Source organism: Streptomyces sp. DvalAA-14, from assembly GCF_900091855.1.
GTDB lineage: Bacteria > Actinomycetota > Actinomycetes > Streptomycetales > Streptomycetaceae > Actinacidiphila.
Genome location: NZ_FMCH01000209.1, coordinates 1 through 17624 on the forward strand (window position 1 = coordinate 1; position 17624 = coordinate 17624).

At 72.1% G+C, this 17624-nt stretch carries 16 protein-coding genes; 11 read left to right on the forward strand and 5 right to left on the reverse strand.

What is annotated here, in order from left to right:
- Positions 1 to 165: 165 nt before the first annotated feature.
- The 3 genes from GA0115240_RS10535 to GA0115240_RS10545 all read left to right on the forward strand — a co-directional run bounded on the left by GA0115240_RS10535 (position 166) and on the right by GA0115240_RS10545 (position 4660).
- Positions 166 to 2151 (forward strand): discoidin domain-containing protein, encoded by a 1986-nt coding sequence (locus GA0115240_RS10535; protein ID WP_093736408.1) that lies wholly within the window; start codon positions 166 to 168, stop codon positions 2149 to 2151.
- Positions 2152 to 2356: 205 nt separating this feature from the next.
- Entirely contained in the window at positions 2357 to 2809 is a 453-nt protein-coding gene (locus GA0115240_RS10540; RefSeq protein WP_093736409.1) for a cupin domain-containing protein, read from the forward strand.
- Positions 2810 to 2890: 81 nt separating this feature from the next.
- Positions 2891 to 4660, forward strand: coding sequence for an MOSC and FAD-binding oxidoreductase domain-containing protein (locus GA0115240_RS10545; RefSeq protein ID WP_093736410.1), 1770 nt, complete (start codon positions 2891 to 2893; stop codon positions 4658 to 4660).
- Between the two features lie 75 nt (positions 4661 to 4735).
- Here the strand turns inward: GA0115240_RS10545 and GA0115240_RS10550 are convergent, their stop codons facing one another.
- The 4 genes from GA0115240_RS10550 to GA0115240_RS10565 all read right to left on the reverse strand — a co-directional run bounded on the left by GA0115240_RS10550 (position 4736) and on the right by GA0115240_RS10565 (position 8743).
- The gene (locus GA0115240_RS10550) at positions 4736 to 5602 is read right to left on the reverse strand and encodes an alpha/beta fold hydrolase (protein WP_093736411.1); all 867 of its coding nucleotides are present in this window, start codon (positions 5600 to 5602) and stop codon (positions 4736 to 4738) included.
- A gap of 181 nt (positions 5603 to 5783) precedes the next feature.
- Complete coding sequence (locus GA0115240_RS10555; protein WP_093736412.1) at positions 5784 to 6614, reverse strand: alpha/beta fold hydrolase; 831 nt, start codon at positions 6612 to 6614, stop codon at positions 5784 to 5786.
- A gap of 98 nt (positions 6615 to 6712) precedes the next feature.
- A complete protein-coding gene (locus GA0115240_RS10560; RefSeq protein ID WP_093736413.1) occupies positions 6713 to 8230 on the reverse strand; it encodes a dihydrolipoyl dehydrogenase family protein in 1518 nt (505 codons plus the stop codon).
- Positions 8231 to 8503: 273 nt separating this feature from the next.
- Positions 8504 to 8743 carry a hypothetical protein gene (locus tag GA0115240_RS10565; protein WP_093736414.1) on the reverse strand — a complete coding sequence of 80 codons (240 nt, stop codon included), beginning with the start codon at positions 8741 to 8743 and terminating at the stop codon, positions 8504 to 8506.
- 258 nt (positions 8744 to 9001) lie between these two features.
- Here GA0115240_RS10565 and GA0115240_RS10570 point away from each other — a divergent pair, with 258 nt between their 5' ends.
- On the forward strand, positions 9002 to 10108 hold the full coding sequence (locus GA0115240_RS10570) for a TIGR03118 family protein (protein WP_093736415.1): 1107 nt from the start codon (positions 9002 to 9004) through the stop codon (positions 10106 to 10108).
- A gap of 226 nt (positions 10109 to 10334) precedes the next feature.
- Entirely contained in the window at positions 10335 to 10823 is a 489-nt protein-coding gene (locus GA0115240_RS10575) for a beta-class carbonic anhydrase (RefSeq protein WP_093736416.1), read from the forward strand.
- Positions 10824 to 10907: 84 nt separating this feature from the next.
- On the opposite strand, the gene GA0115240_RS36790 is transcribed toward GA0115240_RS10575, so the two are convergent.
- Positions 10908 to 11066 carry a hypothetical protein gene (locus tag GA0115240_RS36790; protein ID WP_176725034.1) on the reverse strand — a complete coding sequence of 53 codons (159 nt, stop codon included), beginning with the start codon at positions 11064 to 11066 and terminating at the stop codon, positions 10908 to 10910.
- Between the two features lie 250 nt (positions 11067 to 11316).
- On the opposite strand from GA0115240_RS36790, the gene GA0115240_RS10580 reads away from it, so the two are divergent.
- The 6 genes from GA0115240_RS10580 to GA0115240_RS10600 all read left to right on the forward strand — a co-directional run bounded on the left by GA0115240_RS10580 (position 11317) and on the right by GA0115240_RS10600 (position 17374).
- Entirely contained in the window at positions 11317 to 11817 is a 501-nt protein-coding gene (locus GA0115240_RS10580) for an FBP domain-containing protein (protein ID WP_093736417.1), read from the forward strand.
- A 122-nt stretch (positions 11818 to 11939) separates the two neighbouring features.
- Positions 11940 to 13673 carry a phospholipase D-like domain-containing protein gene (locus GA0115240_RS10585; RefSeq protein WP_256069652.1) on the forward strand — a complete coding sequence of 578 codons (1734 nt, stop codon included), beginning with the start codon at positions 11940 to 11942 and terminating at the stop codon, positions 13671 to 13673.
- A gap of 139 nt (positions 13674 to 13812) precedes the next feature.
- Positions 13813 to 13983, forward strand: a complete 171-nt coding sequence (locus GA0115240_RS36795) for a hypothetical protein (protein ID WP_161302154.1) — start codon at positions 13813 to 13815, stop codon at positions 13981 to 13983.
- Between the two features lie 69 nt (positions 13984 to 14052).
- Positions 14053 to 14520: an HIT family protein gene (locus GA0115240_RS10590; RefSeq protein WP_093736418.1), complete on the forward strand. Its 468-nt coding sequence runs from the start codon at positions 14053 to 14055 to the stop codon at positions 14518 to 14520.
- Positions 14521 to 14602: 82 nt separating this feature from the next.
- Positions 14603 to 16810: a telomere-associated protein Tap gene (locus GA0115240_RS10595; protein WP_093736419.1), complete on the forward strand. Its 2208-nt coding sequence runs from the start codon at positions 14603 to 14605 to the stop codon at positions 16808 to 16810.
- 6 nt (positions 16811 to 16816) lie between these two features.
- Complete coding sequence (locus GA0115240_RS10600; RefSeq protein ID WP_093736420.1) at positions 16817 to 17374, forward strand: telomere-protecting terminal protein Tpg; 558 nt, start codon at positions 16817 to 16819, stop codon at positions 17372 to 17374.
- Positions 17375 to 17624: the final 250 nt, after the last annotated feature.

Below are 17624 nucleotides of genomic sequence, written 5' to 3' on the forward strand. Positions count from 1 at the left end.
ATGCGTTCTTGCGTCATACGTGGCAATTATTTCGCCTGACGCGCGAACTATTGCGCTGACGTAACCCCATGATTACGCTCCCCCGCGCCAGACTTCCCATCCGCGGCCGAACCCCACGAGGTCGCGCGGTGCCGGGAGTTGACAGCCGATCGGAGGAGAGTCCAGATGGGTGTCACACGCCGGGTCTTCCTGCAGGCCGCCATCGCGGTGGGAGCCGCGGGATCGATCGCGGTCGCCGAGACCGCCTCCGCCGGCGCCGCGCCGGCCGCGAGCGGTCCGGGCGATGTCGTCGGAAAGATCACCGTCGGCTACCAGGGCTGGTTCGCCTGTATCGGTGACGGAGCCCCGATCAACGGCTGGTGGCACTGGACCCAGAACTGGGGCCAGCCGCCGTCCCCGTCCAACACCGGCATCAAGTGCTGGCCGGACATGCGCGAGTACACCCACACCTACCAGACCGCGTACGCCAACCTCGGCAACGGCCAGCCCGCCACGCTGTTCTCCTCCTACGACCAGCAGACGGTCGACACCCACTTCCTGTGGATGCAGCAGAACAACATCGACACCGCGGCCCTGCAGCGCTTCAACCCCACCGGCGGCGAGGGCCCGACCCGCGACGCGATGGCGGCCAAGGTGCGCAGCTCGGCCGAGTCGCACGGCCGCAAGTTCTACATCATGTACGACGTCACCGGCTGGTCGACGATGCAGGCGGACATCAAGACCGACTGGACCAACAAGATGAAGGCGCACACCGCCTCATCCGCCTACGCCACCCAGAACGGCAAGCCGGTCGTCTGCATCTGGGGCTTCGGCTTCAACGACGACAACCACCCGTTCAGCACCGACGCCTGCCTCGACGTCATCAACTGGTTCAAGTCCCAGGGCTGCTATGTCATTGGCGGGGTGCCCCGCGAATGGCGGGTGGGCGGCGCCGGCACCCGCACGGGATACCTCGACGTCTACCACGCCTTCAACATGCTCTCGCCGTGGATGGTCGGGGCCATCGGCACCGCCGCCGACTCCGACAACATCTACAACAGCATCAACGTCGGCGACCAGGCCGACTGCAACGCGCACGGCATCGACTACCAGCCGTGCGTCCTGCCCGGCGACGTCTCCGGACGCCAGCGCGCGCACGGCGACTTCATGTGGCGCCAGTTCTACAACATGGTCCGGGTCGGCGCGCAGGGCATCTACATCTCGATGTTCGACGAGTTCAACGAGGGCAACCAGATCGCCAAGACCGCCGAGTCCCAGGCGTGGACCCCCACCAACTCCGGCTTCCTGGCACTGGACGAGGACGGCACCGCCTGCTCCTCGGACTACTACCTGCGGCTGACCGGCGACGGCGGCAGGATGCTCAAGGGCCAGATCGCGCTCACCGCCACCCGCCCCACCCCGCCCGTCGTCTCCGGCGGCGCCGACACGACCGCGCCGACCGCCCCCGGCAGCCCGCACGTGACCGCCCACACCAGCAGCTCGGTGGCGCTGGCCTGGACCGCTTCCACCGACAACGTCGGCGTGACCGGTTACCGCGTACGGCGCATAACAGGAGGCGCCGGCACCGTCGTCGGCACGGTCGCCGGCGGCACCACCGCCTTCACCGTCACCGGCCTGAGCCCCTCGACCTCGTACACCTTCGACGTCCAGGCCCTCGACGCGGCCGGCAACGTGTCCGCGTCCTCCAGCCAGGTCAGCGCCACCACCGACGCCGGCGGCGGCTCACCCACCACCAACCTGGCGCTGCACCAGCCCACCGCCGAGAGCGGCCACACCCAGGTCTACGGCTCGGGCAACGCGGTGGACGGCGACCCCAACAGCTACTGGGAATCGGTCAACAACGCCTTCCCGCAGTGGATCCAGGTCGACCTCGGCTCCGCGCTCGGCGTCAAGCGGCTCGTACTCGCCCTGCCGCCCGCCACCGCCTGGGCCACCCGCTCCCAGACGATCGCGGTGCAGGGCAGCACCGACGGCGGCAGCTTCTCCCAGCTCCTCGCCGCCGCCTCCTACACCTTCAACCCCTCCACGGGGAACACCGCGACCCTCACCCTGCCCGCCACCGCCACCACCCGCTACATCCGGCTGAACTTCACCGCCAACACCGGCTGGCCGGCCGGCCAGCTCTCCGAATTCCAGGTCTACGGCGCCTGACCCCCCATCCGTCGCCTCATGGACCGCCGGCGCGCGTGTGGTCCATGAGGCGGCTCCACGGGGGACTCCCGCACGACATGCGGGCGCACGCAACCGGACGGGCGGGGTCGCGCCGCTACGGTGGGAAACCGCCCGGTCCGGTCCCGCGAGGCCGGCCCACCAGCTCACCCGGCGCGCCCGGCGGCGGGGGTAAGGAACCACACCGATGACATCCCCGCCCGCCCTCGCCGGCGCGCTCGGCCTCAGCCCCCACCCCGAAGGCGGCTGGTACCGCAGCATCTACACCTCGCCGGTCACCGTGCCCCACCCCACCCGCGGCGGCCCCCGGCCCTCGGCCACCGTCATCCACTACCTGCTGGGTCCCGGCGAGCAGTCGGCCTGGCACAGCGTGGCCTCCGACGAGATCTGGCTGTGGCAGTACGGCGGCCCGCTCCTGCTCCAGACCGCCCCGCCCGGCCCGGAGCCCGGCATCGTCACCGATCATCTGCTCGGCCCCGACCTCGAACACGACACCCGCTTCCACCACCAGGTCCCCGCCGGACACTGGCAGCGGGCCCAGCCGGCCGCCGACCACGAGGTCCTGGTCAGCTGCATGGTCACGCCCGGCTTCGACTTCTCCGACTTCACTCTTTTCGATCCGTCCCGCGGCGAAGCCTGATTCGACCGGCCGGCCGGCGGACGAGAGCCCGAAACAGAGAGCTGTTAGGCTCGGATCAGCCGGATATGGCGAGGTGAGAGTATGGCCACGTTGACCGCGGTGAATGTGGGGATGCCCAAGAACGTCCCGTGGAATGGCAAGACCGTCTACACCGGTGCCTGGAAAAGAACGGTTTCCGGACCGCAGATGGTCAGGCGGCTCAACATCGACGGCGACGGTCAGGGCGACCTGAACGGTCACGGCGGGGAACAGCGGGCCGTTCTGGTGTACCAGACCGACTCCTACCGCTACTGGGCGAAGGAATTGGGGCGCCAGGATCTCGAGCCCGGCCATTTCGGCGAGAATTTCACCGTCGACGGATTGCCGGACGACGAGGTGTGCATCGGGGACCGCTACCGCATCGGCGGCGCCGTCTTCGAAGTCACCCAGCCGCGCGTGACCTGCTACCGGGTGGGACTGCGCCTGGGCGAGCCACAGATGGCCGCCCTGCTGATCTCCCACCGGCGTCCCGGCTTCTACCTGCGGGTGATCGAGGAGGGGCACGTCGAAGCCGGACAGGAGATCGTCAAGGTCGCCTCGGGACCGGAGTCGATGAGCGTCCAGGAGATCGACGCGGTGCTGTACCTGCCCGGCCACACCCGCGACCAGATCGAGCGGGCGCTGCGCATCCCCGCGCTCAGCCCCGGCTGGCAGAGCTCGCTGCGCACCCTGCTGGAACACGACGACAGCGGCTCGGGGGCCGGCACCGGAAGCGCCGGGCTCACCGGGGAGGCCGGCGGCGCGCCGCCGGCCTGGACCGGCTTCCGGCCGCTGACCGTGGCCCGGATCGAGCCGGAGAGCCGCAGCGTGTTCTCCCTGACCCTGACGTCCCCGGACGACGCGCCGCTGCCGGCCCCGCAGCCCGGACAGTTCCTCACCGTCAAGCTGCAGCCGGACAAGGGCGCACCCCCGCTGATCCGCAGCTACTCGCTGTCCGGCGAACCCGGCACCGGCAGCTACCGGATCAGCGTCAAGCAGGAACCGCACGGCGCCGCCAGCGGCCATCTGCGCACCCGGGTCGGCGTCGGGGACGCCCTCGACATCGCCGCGCCGCGCGGCTCGTTCTGCCTGGGCGACGCGGACACCCCCGTCGTGCTGCTGTCCGTCGGCGTGGGCGCCACACCCGTACTGGCGATGCTGCACGCCCTGGCGCACGCCCGGTCCGAGCGCCGGGTCTGGTGGCTGCACGGCGCGCGCGACGGAGCGGAGCACCCCTTCGCCGAGGAGAGCCGCGCCCTGGTCCGCAGCCTGCCCAACGCCCAGGCGGACATCTACTACAGCCGGCCGGCGGGCGGCGACCGGCAGGGCGTCGACTACACCGGCGCCGGGCATCTGTCGCCCGACAAGGTCGCCGCCCTGCGGCTGCCGGCCGATGCCGACGCCTACCTCTGCGGCCCGCCGGACTTCATGAAGGACCTCACCGCCGCACTGGTGGACTCGGGGCTGGACGCCTCCCGCATCCACACCGAACTCTTCGGCGCCGGGCCCTCCACCACTCCCGGCATCGCGCCGCAGGCCGCCCGCCCGCCCCACCGGCCGCCGGGCCCGGAAGGGACCGGACCGGCCGTGTCCTTCGCGCGCAGCGGTGTGACCGTGCCCTGGAACGACGACCAGCAGAGCCTGCTCGAACTCGCCGAGGCGTGCGACGTGCCGGTCCGCTGGTCGTGCCGTACCGGGGTCTGCCACACCTGCGAATCGGGCCTGCTGTCCGGATCGGTCGCCTACTCCCCGGACCCGGTCGAGCCGCCGGCCGAGGGCAACGCGCTCATCTGCTGCTCCAAGCCGGCCGAAGAGGTCGTCCTCGACCTCTGAGCGGGCCCGGACACGCGCCGGCGCCCCCCGCGTCCGCGGGGGGCGCCGACTGCCGGATGCCGGCAGGCCGGGCGGTCAGGCCGCCACGCGGCCGAGGAAGCCGCGCATGTACCCGGTGATCTCGTCGAGGTGGGTCTCCAGCGCGAAGTGCCCGGCGGGCAGCAGATCGACCTCCGCGTCGGGCAGGTCCCGCGAGAAGGCCCGTGCGCCGTCCGGCGCGAAGATCTCGTCGCCCTCGCCCCAGACCGCCAGCAGCGGCACCTGGCTGGTGCGGAAGTACTCCTGCACTTGCGGATACCCGTCGATGTTGCTCGGGTAGTCGCGGAACAGCGCCAACTGCACTTCCTCGTTGTCCGGCCGCTCCAGCAGGGCCTGGTCGTGCTTCCAGGCGTCGGGGCTGACCAGGCTCCGGTCGACCGCGCCGTTCTCGTACTGCCAACGCGTCGTCTCCGGGGTGAACTTGGCCCGTGCTCCCGGCTCGGTGTCGGGGCTCGGCGCGGAGGCGTAGGCGAACAGCGGCTCCCAGAAGGGGTCCGCGAAGCCTTCCATGTAGGCGTTGCCGCTCTGCGAGACGATCGCCGTCACCTCGTAGGAGGGGTCGAGCGCCAGCCGCCAGCCGATGGGCGCGCCGTAGTCGTGCACATACACGGAAAAACGCTTGATACCGAGCTGGTCGAGCAGTCCGGCGGTCACCTCGGTGAGGTTGTCGAAGGTGTAGCCGAATTCGCCCGTCTTCGGCATCGAGGAATACCCGAAGCCGATGTGATCCGGGGCTATCACATGATAGCGGTCGGCCAGTGCCGGAATGAGGTCCCGGAACATGTGGGAACTGCTCGGGAATCCGTGCAGCAGCAGTACGACCGGGGCATCGCCGGGGCCGGCCTCCCGGTAGAAGACCTCCTGGCCCTTGACCTTCGTTGTTTTGTGCTGCGTGGGGAGCACGTCGACCTCCGAAAGCGCGTGAACGCATAGGGTGAATGGCGTCCTGACACTGCAATTCCACGGTAAGCCGGTCCGTCGGAGCGGGCAAAACGCTGCCGTCCGGAACGTACGCGGCCCGGCGCCGCGAGCCGCACGGGACGCGTACGGACTCGGGGCCGGGCCGGGCCGGGGTGCGGGCCGGTCAGCTGCGCGCGAAGGCCAGCAGGTCGGCGTTGAACTGCTCGGCGAACTTCGGGACCATCGCCAGGCCGTGCGGGGCGCCCGGGTAGACCTTCAGCGTTGCGCCCTCGACGATCTTCGAGGACTTCATCGCCGACGCGACGATGGGCACGATCTGGTCGTCGTCGCCGTGCGCGATCAGTGTGGGGATGTCGAACCGCTTCAGGTCCTCCGTCAGGTCCGTCTCGGAGAACGCCTTGACGCAGTCGTAGGCCCCCTTGATGCCCACGGACATCGACCACAGCCAGAACTCGTCGCGAATGCCCTGCGACACCGTCGACCCGGAGCGGTTGGCGCCGTAGAACTGCGCGCTGAGGTCCTCGTAGAACTGCGAGCGGTCGGTCGCGACACCGTCGCGGATCTGGTCGAAGGCGTCGATCGGCAGCCCCTCCGGGTTGTCCGGCGTCTTCAGCATCAGCGGCGGGATCGCGCCGAGCAGGACCGCCTTGGCGACCCGGCCGGTGCCGTGGCGGCCGATGTACCGCGTCACCTCGCCGCCGCCGGTCGAGTGCCCGACCAGGATCACGTCCCGCAGGTCCAGCGCCTCGATCAGGTCCGCCAGGTCGTCGGCGTAGGTGTCCAGGTCGTTGCCGTCCCACGTCTGCCCCGAGCGTCCGCCGCCGCGGCGGTCGTGGGCGATGGCCCGGAAGCCGTTGTCCGCCACCAGCTGGGCCTGCGGGTCCCAGGCGTCGGCGGTCAGCGGCCAGCCGTGGCTGAAGACGACCGGCTGGCCCGAGCCCCAGTCCTTGTAAAAGATCTCGGTGGCGTCCTTTTTGGTGGTGATGAAGGGCATGGCCTGGTTCCTTTCGGTCGCTTCGCCATGGAACCCCGGCGGTCCGGGGTGGTTGTCCGGCGTCCGGTCCCGAACCGCCGGGAGCGGGCCCGGAGGCTCTACTGCCGTGGCTGCGCGGCTCGTTGGGCCCGGATCGTCTCCAGCAGACGGAGCCAGACCTCGCTCGCGGTGGGGTAGCTCGGCACCACATGCCACAGCACCGACAGCGGCAGCCGCCCGACGATCGCCGTCGTCGCCGAGTGCACCAGGTCCGCGATTCCGGACCCGACGAACGTCGCGCCCACCACCGTGTCGGTGGCCCGGTCCACGACGAGCTCCGCCCGGCCGACGTAGTCCTCCTGCATCACGAACGTGCCGGCCAGCGCGGCCATGTCGTACTGCGCCGTCTCGACGTCGACACCCGCGGCGCGCGCCTCCCGCTCCGTCATCCCCGCCGATCCGACCTCCGGCTGGGTGAAGGTCACCTGGGGACCGCCGCGGTGCCCGGCGGCGACACTCAGCGGCCGGCCGGCCTCGTCGGTGGGCGGCCGCCCGGCGGCGCGCGCGGCGATCACCTCGCCGGCGATCCGGGCCTGGTACTTGCCCATGTGGGTCCGCAGCGCGCGCCCGCAGACGTCACCGATCGCGTAGAGCCACTGGCCGTCGACCCCGCGTACCGCCTGCTGGTCGTCGACCTCCAGGAAACCGCCGTCGGGGCAGCCGACCGAGGTCAGGCCGATGTCCTGGGTGTTCGGCGTGCGCCCGGTGGCGAGCACCAGCTCGTCGGCGGTGAGGGTGGCGCCGTCGTCCAGCTCGACCGTGACCTCGCCGCCGTGCGGCAGCCCGACGCCCGTGTCCCGGGGGTCCTGGCGTGTCACGGCGGCGAACGACCGGTTCGGCAGCAGCCGCACGCCCGCCTCCCGCAGCCGGTCGGCGACCATCCGGCCGGCGAAGGGCTCGCAGCGGGGCAGCAGGCCGTCGCGCCGGTGGACCACGGTCAGCTCGGCCACGCCCAGCGCCCGCAGCCAGGTCGCCGCCTCGCACGCCACCACGCCGCCGCCGTAAATGATCACCCGGCGCGGCACCTCGTGCATATTGGTGACGTCCCGGGAGGTCCACGCGCGGGCCTCGGCCAGGCCGGCGACCTGCGGCACCGTCGTGCAGGACCCGGTGTCGACCACCACCGCGTGCCGGGCGGTCAGGGTACGGGTGCCGCCGGCGGCCAGGGACACCTCCACCGTGCGCTCCCCGGCGAGCCGCCCGTATCCGCGCAGTACGTCGATGCCGGCGCCGAGCGCCCACTGGACCTGAGAGGTGTCGTCGAGGCCGTTGACCACGGTGTCGCGGCGGGCCAGTACGGCCGGCACGTCCAGTTCCCGCCCCGCCAGCAGCGAGGACACGCCCGGCACGTGCTGTCCGCTGCTGAGCTGCTCGGCGGGCCGCAGCAGCGCCTTGCTGGGCATGCAGGCCCAGTACGAGCATTCGCCGCCGAGCAGCCCCGCCTCGACCAGCACGGCGTCCAGATCCGAGAACTGGGTCGCGTACTGCGCCACGTTCTCGCCCGCGGCGGCGCCGCCCAGCACGATGACATCCCAGGCGGACCGGTCGGGGTCAACGGACGCTGCCTTGCCAGCCATACTGGACCGCCTTCCCGCCGGGGACCGTCCCTCCGGCGTCCGCCCTTCCACGATCGCCCCGGCGCGGGTGTCCCGCCACTGGCGGCGACCGCCCCGGCCCCGGGACGATGCCGGCCGCACCCGGTTCCTCCCGCCGGGCGCGCGACGGCGCCGCTCAGCGGTCGCCCGGGTCCGGTCGACTGCGGAAGCCCGCGACCTCACCGGGCGTGGCGGTGGGTGCGCCGCGAAGGCCCGCGGCCGCGGCGGCAGGACGGCGCCGCCGGGGCCGGCGGCTCAGATCGTGGCCCGGTTGAACCAGAGCTCGTCCTCCGGCGCGAGGGTCAGCACGACACTGGACCCCTCGTGCAGGACCCCGTCGAGAGTCACCAGCACCTTGGTCGGGCCCACCTCGGCGAAGGCGAGCCTGCCGTAGACCGGGACACCCTCCGAGGTCTCGTAGGAGAAGGCCTCACCGACGAAGGCGGCGTTGAGCTGGGCGGCGGTGACCGCCTGGGCGTTGTGGTCGAGGTTCACGTGATCTCCCTGTCCGATGCGCGGGGCGTGATCCTACTGGGCGCGGGTGCGGCGCGGGCCCATCGGCCCGGCGCGCGGCGCGGTGCCGGGCCGGGTGGGGAACCGCGCCGGCCCCCAACACCCCGTCCCCGCATGCAGGATCGGGCCGGCCCGCCGCGTTTGCCCGCGCCGGCGGTGAGTGCTGCGCGCGCGCTCTGCGTACTTCCGGGCGGCTCTGTCCTCGCCGGCTGTGCCGGCACCAGCTCAGGGAGCGACCGCATGACGAAGAAGATCGTATCCGCCGTGGCGCTGACCGCCGCCGTGACCGCGTCCGCCGTGGCACTGGTCGCGGCGGGTCCGGCCGACGCCAGCTCCGGACGGTCCGGCCACCGCACCGCGCCCCCGCACGGCGTGACGCGTACCGACCTGGTGTCCGACCAGCCGGGCAAGGCGCAGCTGACCGACCCGGAGCTGGTCAACGCCTGGGGGCTGTCGCGCGGTCCCAACACCCCCCTGTGGGTGTCGAACGCCGGCACCTCGACGTCCACGCTGTACTCCGGCGCGGTGAACGGCAGCCCGGTCACCGCCGTGCCGGCCGCCGCGCCCCTGGTGGTGAAGGTGCCGGGCGGCCCGGTGACCGGTCAGACCTTCAACTCCGGCGCCGGCTTCGCCGTCCCCGGCACCACCACGCCGGCGTCCTTCCTGTTCGCCACCGTGGGCGGCACCATCTCCGCCTGGACCGGCGCGTCCGGCACCCAGGCCGTCCAGGCCGCCGCCGTACCCGGCGCGTCGTACACCGGACTGACCCTGTCCAGCAGCCCGTTCGGCCCGCTGCTGCTGGCCGCGGACTTCCACGACAACCGGGTGGACGTCTTCAACTCCTCCTTCCAGCGGCTCGACGTGGCCGGCCTGTTCCGCGATCCGTCCCTGCCGCGCGGCTACGCGCCGTTCAACGTCCAGGTGCTCGGCGACAGCGTCTACGTGACCTACGCCCAGCAGGACGCGGCCAAGCAGTTCGACGTCCCCGGCGCCGGCCACGGCTTCGTGGACCGGTTCACCGCCTACGGCACCCTCGCCGGGCGTGTCGCCTCGCGCGGACAGCTCGACTCGCCGTGGGGCCTGGTGGTCGCGCCGGCGAACTTCGGCCGCTTCTCCGGCGACCTGCTCGTCGGCAACTTCGGCGACGGCACCATCCACGCCTACGACCCGGTGAGCGGGCGGCTGCGCGGAACGCTCACCGACACCCGCGGGCGGACCGTGCGGATCGACAAGCTGTGGGCGCTGATCACCGGTGACGCGGTGGCCGGCGGCCCGGACAGCGTCTGGTTCAGCGCCGGCCCCGGGGACGAGCAGCACGGCCTGCTGGGCACGCTGACCGCCCAGTAGCCGCCGCCCGAACGCCTGTTGCCTTGTGTGCCGGACGGATCGGAGGGTTCACTGGCGGCATGCCGACTGTCCCGACGGCGCTGGAAGGCTTCTGGCCCTCCCGCCGCGTCCAGGTCTTCGACGGGTTCTGTCCGTAGGCCGCGCCGCGTGTCGTCCGCGTGCGCGGCCGCGCCGGTGCCGCCCCACGTCCCGCACTCAGCACCCGCCACGAGAACAGAGGCCCACCATGTCCGTCACCGATGACCTGCTGGCCAACAACGCCCGCTACGCCGAATCCTTCTCCGGGCCGCTCCCGCTGCCCCCGTCCAAGCACCTGGCCGTAGTGGCCTGCATGGACGCCCGGCTGAACGTCTACGCGATCCTCGGACTGGGCGACGGGGAGGCGCACGTCATCCGCAACGCGGGCGGCGTCGTGACCCAGGACGAGATACGGTCCCTCGCCATCAGCCAGCGGCTGCTCGGCACCGAGGAGATCATCCTCATCCACCACACCGACTGCGGCATGCTCACCTTCACCGACGACGGCTTCAAGGACGCCGTGCAGGCGGAGACCGGCATCCGGCCCCCGTGGGCCGCCGAGGCGTTCCCCGACCTGGAGGCCGACGTCCGCCAGTCGATCGCGCGCATCACGGCGGATCCGTTCATCGTGCACAAGGACCGCATCCGGGGCTTCGTCTTCGACGTCGCCTCGGGGAAGCTCAACGAGGTGCTGTAAGCCCGGCCGGCCCGCCGCCGGCCCGGCAGCCCCGGTCGGGGCGGTCGGGCCGGACCGGCGGGCCGGCGGGTGAGGGCCCGCCGGCTACTCCTCCCGGTCGAAGTCGGCCTTGGCGCGCTGCTCGTCCAGATCGTTCTGCGCCGCCTCGTACAGATCGCGTACGAAGCGGTCACAGGTCTCGGGATTCAGGTCCTCCGTGAGGTCCCGCATCCGGTCGGTCCAGTCGGGAATGGGATCGCTCATCGGGTTTCCACCTCCACAGTCCGAGGTACGGCCACACCGTCGGGCCGGGGCGCTGCGCCCCGGGCAGCGGGTCCGCGCACAACAGGAACATGCCGCCGTGCCGTCCTCCAGTTTACGGGCGAATTGCGCTATAGGCCCTTTTCGGGACTTTCGACGCCTCTCGTCGGCGCCGAAGGCGCCGGTACCGCGGCTTCGCGGCCGGGAAAAAGCGGGCGACACCGGCCGGGCCCCGCTGTTAGCTTCACCGACCATGGACCCGCTCGTCGAACAGCAGATCCGCGCCTCCTTCGTCAACTGCTCCAAGGGTGAGGCGCGCCGTGTCAACCTGCCCCGCGATCTCAGCGAGCTGCCCTGGCCGGACCTGGACTTCCTCGGCTGGCGCGACCCGGGAGCGCCCGACCGGGCCTACCTGGTGAACCCGGGCGACGACGGAGAGCTCGTCGGCGTCACGCTGCGGATCGCCGGCCGAACGCGGCGCGACCTGATGCGCAGCAGCCTGTGCTCGATCTGCGTCACCTCGCACTCCGGCGGCGGCGTCGACCTGCTGGCCGCGCCGCTGGCCGGGCCCGCCGGGCGGCAGGGCAACACGGTGGCCACGTACATGTGCGCGGACCTCGCCTGCTCGCTGTACATGCGCGGCAAGAAGAAGAGCGCCCTCGCCCAGCGGATCGAGGAGAGCCTCACCCTGGACGAACAGGTGGCCCGCACCCGCCGCAATCTGAACGCCTTCCTCGCGAAGGTGACGGGCTGACCGACCGCGCCACCGCTGTTCAATCTCCGCTCACACGGGGTCTCTTCCCGAGCCGTCACCGCTGTGCCTTACTGGTGGGCGCTACGCGCGTTGTCCTCGCACGACTACGTCAGGAGCCCCAATTGAGCAGCACGCGCCGTCTGATCCGCACCCTGGCCGCGGGCGCCGTGGCTTCGGCCGCCGCGCTCGTGCCCACCACCGCCCACGCCGCGAGCGCGTACTCCCTGGTGGTCCTGCCGGACCAAGGGGAGAGCGCCATCTACAGCTTCGTCAACTCGGCGACGACATCGATCGACATGACGATCTACGAGCTGCGCGACACCACCTTGGTCAACGACCTGGTGAGCAAGCAGAAGGCGGGCGTGCGGGTCCGCGTCATCCTGGACTCCCAGCAGACCTCCGTCAACGGCGCCGCCTACAGCGCGCTGTCCGCGGCCGGCGCCGGTGTCACCTACTCGTCCTCGGCCTACGTCTACACCCACCAGAAGACCATCACCGTCGACGGGGCCAAGTCCTACATCAGCACCGGCAACTTCGACACCACCTACTACTCGACCTCGCGCGACTACGGGGTCTTCGACAGCACGAGCGCGGACGTCGCCGCGATCGAGAAGGTCTTCAACGCCGACTACGCGAAGACCGCGATCACCCCGGGTGACGGCGCCGACCTGGTCTGGTCGCCCACCGACTCGCAGAGCCACCTGCTGTCCCTGATCAGCGGCGCCCAGCACAGCCTCGACGTCCAGCAGGAGGAGTTCGGCGACACCGCGCTGGTCAACGCGATCGTCGCCGACGCCAAGCGCGGTGTCGCCGTCCGCGTCGTCGCGGAGAACGAGTCCTCGTCCTACACCACCCAGCTCAACCAGGTCACCGCGGCCGGCGGCAAAGTCACCACGTACACCAGCTCCACCGGCTACTACATCCACGCCAAGGCGATTGTGGCCGACTACGGCACCTCGACGGCGAAGGTGTTCGCCGGCTCGGAGAACTTCTCCGACAACTCGCTCAACCACAACCGCGAACTCGGCCTGATCACCACCGACTCGGGCGTACTCAGCGGCATCGAGGCCGCGTTCACCGCCGACTTCAACCACCACACCACCACCGGTGTCACCGTGGCCGGCCCGGGCGACCAGACCGGCACCGTCGGCGCCGCCGCCAGCGTGCAGATCTCGGCGACCGACACCGCGGGCGGCACCCTCTCCTACACCGCGTCCGCCCTGCCCGCCGGCCTGTCGATCAACGCCGCCACCGGCCTGATCAAGGGCACGCCCACCACCGCCGGCACCTCCACCGTCACCGTCACGGCGACCGACTCCACCGGGCCGTCCGGCTCCACCACCTTCAGCTGGACCGTCAACCCGGCCTCCTCCGGCGGCTGCGCCCCGGCGCAGCTGCTCGGCAACCCCGGCTTCGAAACCGGCAGCGCGGCCCCCTGGACCGCCTCGACCGGGCTGATCGGCAACAGCGCCGCCGAGCCCGCGCACAGCGGATCGTGGGACGCCCGGCTCGACGGCCACGGCACCACACACACGGACACGCTGTCCCAGACCGTCACGCTCCCGAGCGGCTGCTCCAGCTACCAGCTCGGCTTCTGGCTGCACATCGACACCGCCGAGACCAGCACCGGCACCGCCTACGACACCCTGTCCGCCCAGGTCCTGAACAGCTCCGGCACGGTGCTCGGCACGCTGGCCGGCTACTCCAACCGCGACCACAACACCGGCTACACCCAGCACACCTTCAACCTGTCGGCATACGCGGGCAAGACCGTCACCGTGAAGTTCACCGGCAGCGAGGACTACGAGCTGCAGACCACGTTCGTCCTCGACGACGCGGCCGTCACCGTGTCCTGACCGCCGGTCCCGTGGCGGCGCCGGGCCCGGGGATCCACCCCCGGCCCGGCGCCGACCACGCGGCGGTCCCCGCCTGCCCGTACCGACCCGGCGTCTGCGGGCCGAGCGGCTGCCGGCCGACCCCGGGGCCCGCGGTGCGATGGCCGCGCTCGCGCGCCGGCAGCAGACCCGGATCGAACGGTCGTTGCGCTGGTGGCCCTGGGTCGAGGGGTGCTACGTCCTGCTGCTGGTGGCCACTGCGGTCCCCGGCCTGCGCCGCGCGCTCCGGGTCCGGGCCCGTCTCCGGCCGGCCGGCACGGCCAGGCCCTGAGCCCGAGGCCGTTCAGCGGACGGGACACGATCCGCCGCGCCGCGTACGAACGGCCTACGATCTCCCCTCATGGTGACTCCCGACTGCTACGCGTGCGGCAAGGAAGCGCAGTTCGATGAGCTCCCGCCGCGCGAGCGCATCGTGTTCGACCAGCACTGGCGGGTGGTGCACGACTTCAACACCGCGCTGCCCGGCTGGCTGGTGCTGCTGCCCCGACGCCACGTCACGGCCGTCCACGACCTCACCGACGCCGAGGCCGGCGCGCTGGGGATGTGGCAGGTCAGGCTCTCCCGGGCGCTGCGCGGCGTGACGGGCTGTGTCAAGACCTATGTCGTCCAGTTCGCCGAAGCCGACGGCTTCGCCCACGTGCACTTCCACGTGGTGCCGCGCATGGCGGACCTGCCCGCCGAGTATCGCGGCACGGGCGTCTTCGAACTGCTGCGGCGCCCCGCCGCGGAGCGGGTGACGCCCGCCCGGGCGGACGACGTGGCCCGCGCTCTCCGAGCCCGCCTCCAGGGGCCGGCCGGCCACGGGTGAGCCGGACGACATGATCGCGTCAGGCTAAATCAGAGGGTAAGCCAGCAGCTAAAACTGCTAGGGTGCGGCGCGGAGGTGACGCATGCCCACCGAGAGGGAAGCGCTGTTCGCGGCGGTTGACGCGCTGCTGGCCGGCGAACCGGCCCTGCCGCCGCCCGGTGAGCGCTCCCGGCTGCGCAAGGCCGCCGGGGTGCCGCAGTCCAAGCTGGCCGCCGTGCTGCAGACGACCGTTCAGACGGTGAAGAACTGGGAGAGCGGCCGGAGCGAGCCGCGGGAGCCGAAGCGGGAGGCGTACCGGCGGCTGCTGGAGGGATGGGCGGCGCGGTTCCCCGACGGCGACGGCGAGGTCGCCGGCTCTGCCGGACCGGTCGCGACCCCGGCGCCGCAGCCTTCGGCCGGACCGGCGACGGCCGCCGCCGTGGTGGCCGCCGCCCCGCCCGCCCCGACCGTGGCGAATCCCGTCGGCAGCGCTCCATCGGCCCCGCCGCGCCCGGTCGCCAAAAAGCCCGCCGCGAACCCGGCCCCGGTATCCCTCCCGGTGTCCGCCCCGGCCGCCGTCGACCCGGCGTTCGCGCACGGCCCGCTGGGTGTGCTGGACGGCGACGGCTCGCTGTACTGCGCGGGCGGGCTGGTGCTGCGGTGCCCGGCCACGACGGTGCCGGCACTGGTGGAGTGGACGCTCGCGGAGGCGCAACTGGGCGCGCCGCGGCTGCACCGCTTCGGGAAGGACTCCGATCCGCTGGTCGTGCTCACGGCGGGCGGCGCCGAACGCCTGGGCCTGCCGGCCCGGTTGGAGGACCGGCGGTCGATGCGGCTGCCGGACGGCCACAAGGTCGTCCAGCAGATCACCCGGGCCAAGTGGCAGCTGACCAGGCGCGGTTTCGGCCCGTGGGCGAAGGTCTACCGGCCCGCCCAGGGGCAGCAGCGGCAATGCGTGCAGCTCGCCGTGCTGCCGTGGGACGCGCTGGACGCCCGGTCGTGGGGGAGCGCCGCGCAGCTCCCGCCGGCCGAACTCGCCCGGGTGCTGAGCGTCTACGCCGCCCGGGTGCTGACCCCGCGCGGCTCGACCGCGGTGGCCGGCCTGGAGCTGATGACGGCGCTGCGGCCGCCGACCCGGGCGGTGCGGGACGACACCACCGGCGCGTGGGTGTCCGGGCCGGTGCCCGGCTCGCTCACCGCCCCGGTCGACGCGGCCTACCCGGAGGTGCCCGACGAACACCCCGCGGCAGCCGCGCTGTTCGCACGCACCCATGAGCGGACCCCGGCCGAGGTCCTCGACGAGGAGGCGTTCGACTGGATCCGCGACCCGGAACTGCTGACCGACGCCGAGTGCGCCAAGCGGTACGCGGTCGGCGTCGACGTGAACACCGCCTTCCTCGCCGCCGCGAACCGGCTGCCGGTCGGCCTGTCCGCTCCTGCGCACGTGACGGCGCCGCGTTTCGACAAGCAGGTCCCCGGTTCGTGGCTGGTGGACCTGTCCGAGATCGAACTGGACCCGCGCCTGCCGTCGCCGTTCACTCCGCACGGCCGCCCCCCGACCGGTCCGGCCTGGTACGCGACCCCCACGGTGGCGTACGCGCAGGAACTTGTCGACACCTACCGGCTGCCGGCCCGCATCGAACCGATCGAGGCGTTCGTACGGACGGGGGCCGGCCCGTACCTGGACCCCTGGTACAAGCACCTGGCCGACGCCTACAAAGCGACGATGGCCGATCTGGGCGTGACCGCCGAGCTGTCCCCGCAGCAGTTCCTGGCCGTGATGGACGGGCACAAGGACGGCGACCCCGGCCTGGCGGCGGTGCTGTCCGCGATCAAGTCGACGGTCAAGGGCGGCATCGGCAAACTGCGCGAGCGCCCGCAGGGCGCCGCCTACCGGCCCGGTGAGCGGTGGCCGGCCCTGGAGCGGCCGACCTGGCGGCCCGACATCCGCGCCGCGGTCATCTCGGCGGCCCGGATCAACATGCACCGCAAGCTGGTCAAGACCGCGCTGGCCACGCAGACCGGGCCGGCCCCCGCGGGGCGGCTGGAGTTCGGGCCCGACGCGCTCCTGCCGGTCGCGGTGCTGTCGGACTGCGTGGTCTACCCGTCGGCGGGTCCGTCCCCGCTGGACGTCCTGCCCTACGACACGGCCGGAAAGCCGGCGCCGGGCGCCTTCCGGCTGGGGGTCTCGCCCGGCATGGTCAAGCACGAGGGCACCCGCGAACTGTTCTGGGCCGTCGAACTCCTGGAGCAGCAGCACAACCCCGCCCGGCACATCAAGGGCGACCGCGACGAAGACGACGGGGAGTAGCAGCCGATGGGCATCATCGGGGACAGCCTGGACCGGGCGGCCGCCGGCACCACCACCCGCCCGATCCCGAAGTCCGCGCAGGCACAGATGCGGTTCCTGGTCAAACAGGCCAAGGGCTCGACGCTTACGGTCGCCGGGCGCCTGGGCGTGTCCCCGCGCACCGTGGAGCGCTATCTCAAGGGCACGCTGCGCCGCCCCCGCAAGGACCTGGCGGCCCGCCTGGAACGCGAGGTCCGCAAGGACTGGCAACCGCGCGTCCGGGGCCGGGCGAAGAAGCGCGCGGCGGTCTCGGGCGGCATCGTCATCGAGACCAGAGCGCGATTCGGCTTCACTGCCGCCCCCGGCTCCACCGACGACGGCCGGATGCGCCGCATCACCCAGCACCTGCCCCCCGCCTACGCCGCCCGCCTCTTCGACGCGCAATCCTCGGGCGCCAGCGAGCAGCAGCTCCAGGCCATCGCCGCCGAGGGGCTGCAGGAGGTCTACTTCAAGGACCGCGGCCGCCGCGCCCAGGACCTGCGGGTGGAGTTCACCGACATCGACTACGTGGAGCTCGACTTCTGACGCCGCCGGCCGGGGGAGATGTCCGCCCGGAGCCGGTCCGGCCACCACAGACGACGAAAGGCAAGGAGAATACCTACTCCTTACCACTTCTAAGGTATATCCCACCCGGGGCCTTGCGGCAAGACCCCTGTCGTGCCGGAGGATGTCCAGCCGGAGCCGGAGCCGGAGCCGGAGCCGGAGCCGGAGCCGGAGCCGGAGCCGGAGCCGGAGCCGGAACCCGCGGACATCACCGATGCGCCACGCACGCGCG

What these genes read in the sequence shown, in the direction of transcription:
- GA0115240_RS10540 (WP_093736409.1), top strand. Translation starts at nt 2,357, where the DNA reads ATGACATCCCCGCCCGCCCTCGCCGGCGCGCTCGGCCTCAGCCCCCAC.
- GA0115240_RS10570 (WP_093736415.1), top strand. Translation starts at nt 9,002, where the DNA reads ATGACGAAGAAGATCGTATCCGCCGTGGCGCTGACCGCCGCCGTGACC.
- GA0115240_RS10580 (WP_093736417.1), top strand. Translation starts at nt 11,317, where the DNA reads ATGGACCCGCTCGTCGAACAGCAGATCCGCGCCTCCTTCGTCAACTGC.
- GA0115240_RS10590 (WP_093736418.1), top strand. Translation starts at nt 14,053, where the DNA reads ATGGTGACTCCCGACTGCTACGCGTGCGGCAAGGAAGCGCAGTTCGAT.
- GA0115240_RS36790 (WP_176725034.1), bottom strand. Translation starts at nt 11,066, where the DNA reads ATGAGCGATCCCATTCCCGACTGGACCGACCGGATGCGGGACCTCACG.
- GA0115240_RS10560 (WP_093736413.1), bottom strand. Translation starts at nt 8,230, where the DNA reads ATGGCTGGCAAGGCAGCGTCCGTTGACCCCGACCGGTCCGCCTGGGAT.
- GA0115240_RS10575 (WP_093736416.1), top strand. Translation starts at nt 10,335, where the DNA reads ATGTCCGTCACCGATGACCTGCTGGCCAACAACGCCCGCTACGCCGAA.
- GA0115240_RS10545 (WP_093736410.1), top strand. Translation starts at nt 2,891, where the DNA reads ATGGCCACGTTGACCGCGGTGAATGTGGGGATGCCCAAGAACGTCCCG.
- GA0115240_RS10600 (WP_093736420.1), top strand. Translation starts at nt 16,817, where the DNA reads ATGGGCATCATCGGGGACAGCCTGGACCGGGCGGCCGCCGGCACCACC.
- GA0115240_RS10595 (WP_093736419.1), top strand. Translation starts at nt 14,603, where the DNA reads ATGCCCACCGAGAGGGAAGCGCTGTTCGCGGCGGTTGACGCGCTGCTG.
- GA0115240_RS10555 (WP_093736412.1), bottom strand. Translation starts at nt 6,614, where the DNA reads ATGCCCTTCATCACCACCAAAAAGGACGCCACCGAGATCTTTTACAAG.
- GA0115240_RS10535 (WP_093736408.1), top strand. Translation starts at nt 166, where the DNA reads ATGGGTGTCACACGCCGGGTCTTCCTGCAGGCCGCCATCGCGGTGGGA.
- GA0115240_RS36795 (WP_161302154.1), top strand. Translation starts at nt 13,813, where the DNA reads ATGGCCGCGCTCGCGCGCCGGCAGCAGACCCGGATCGAACGGTCGTTG.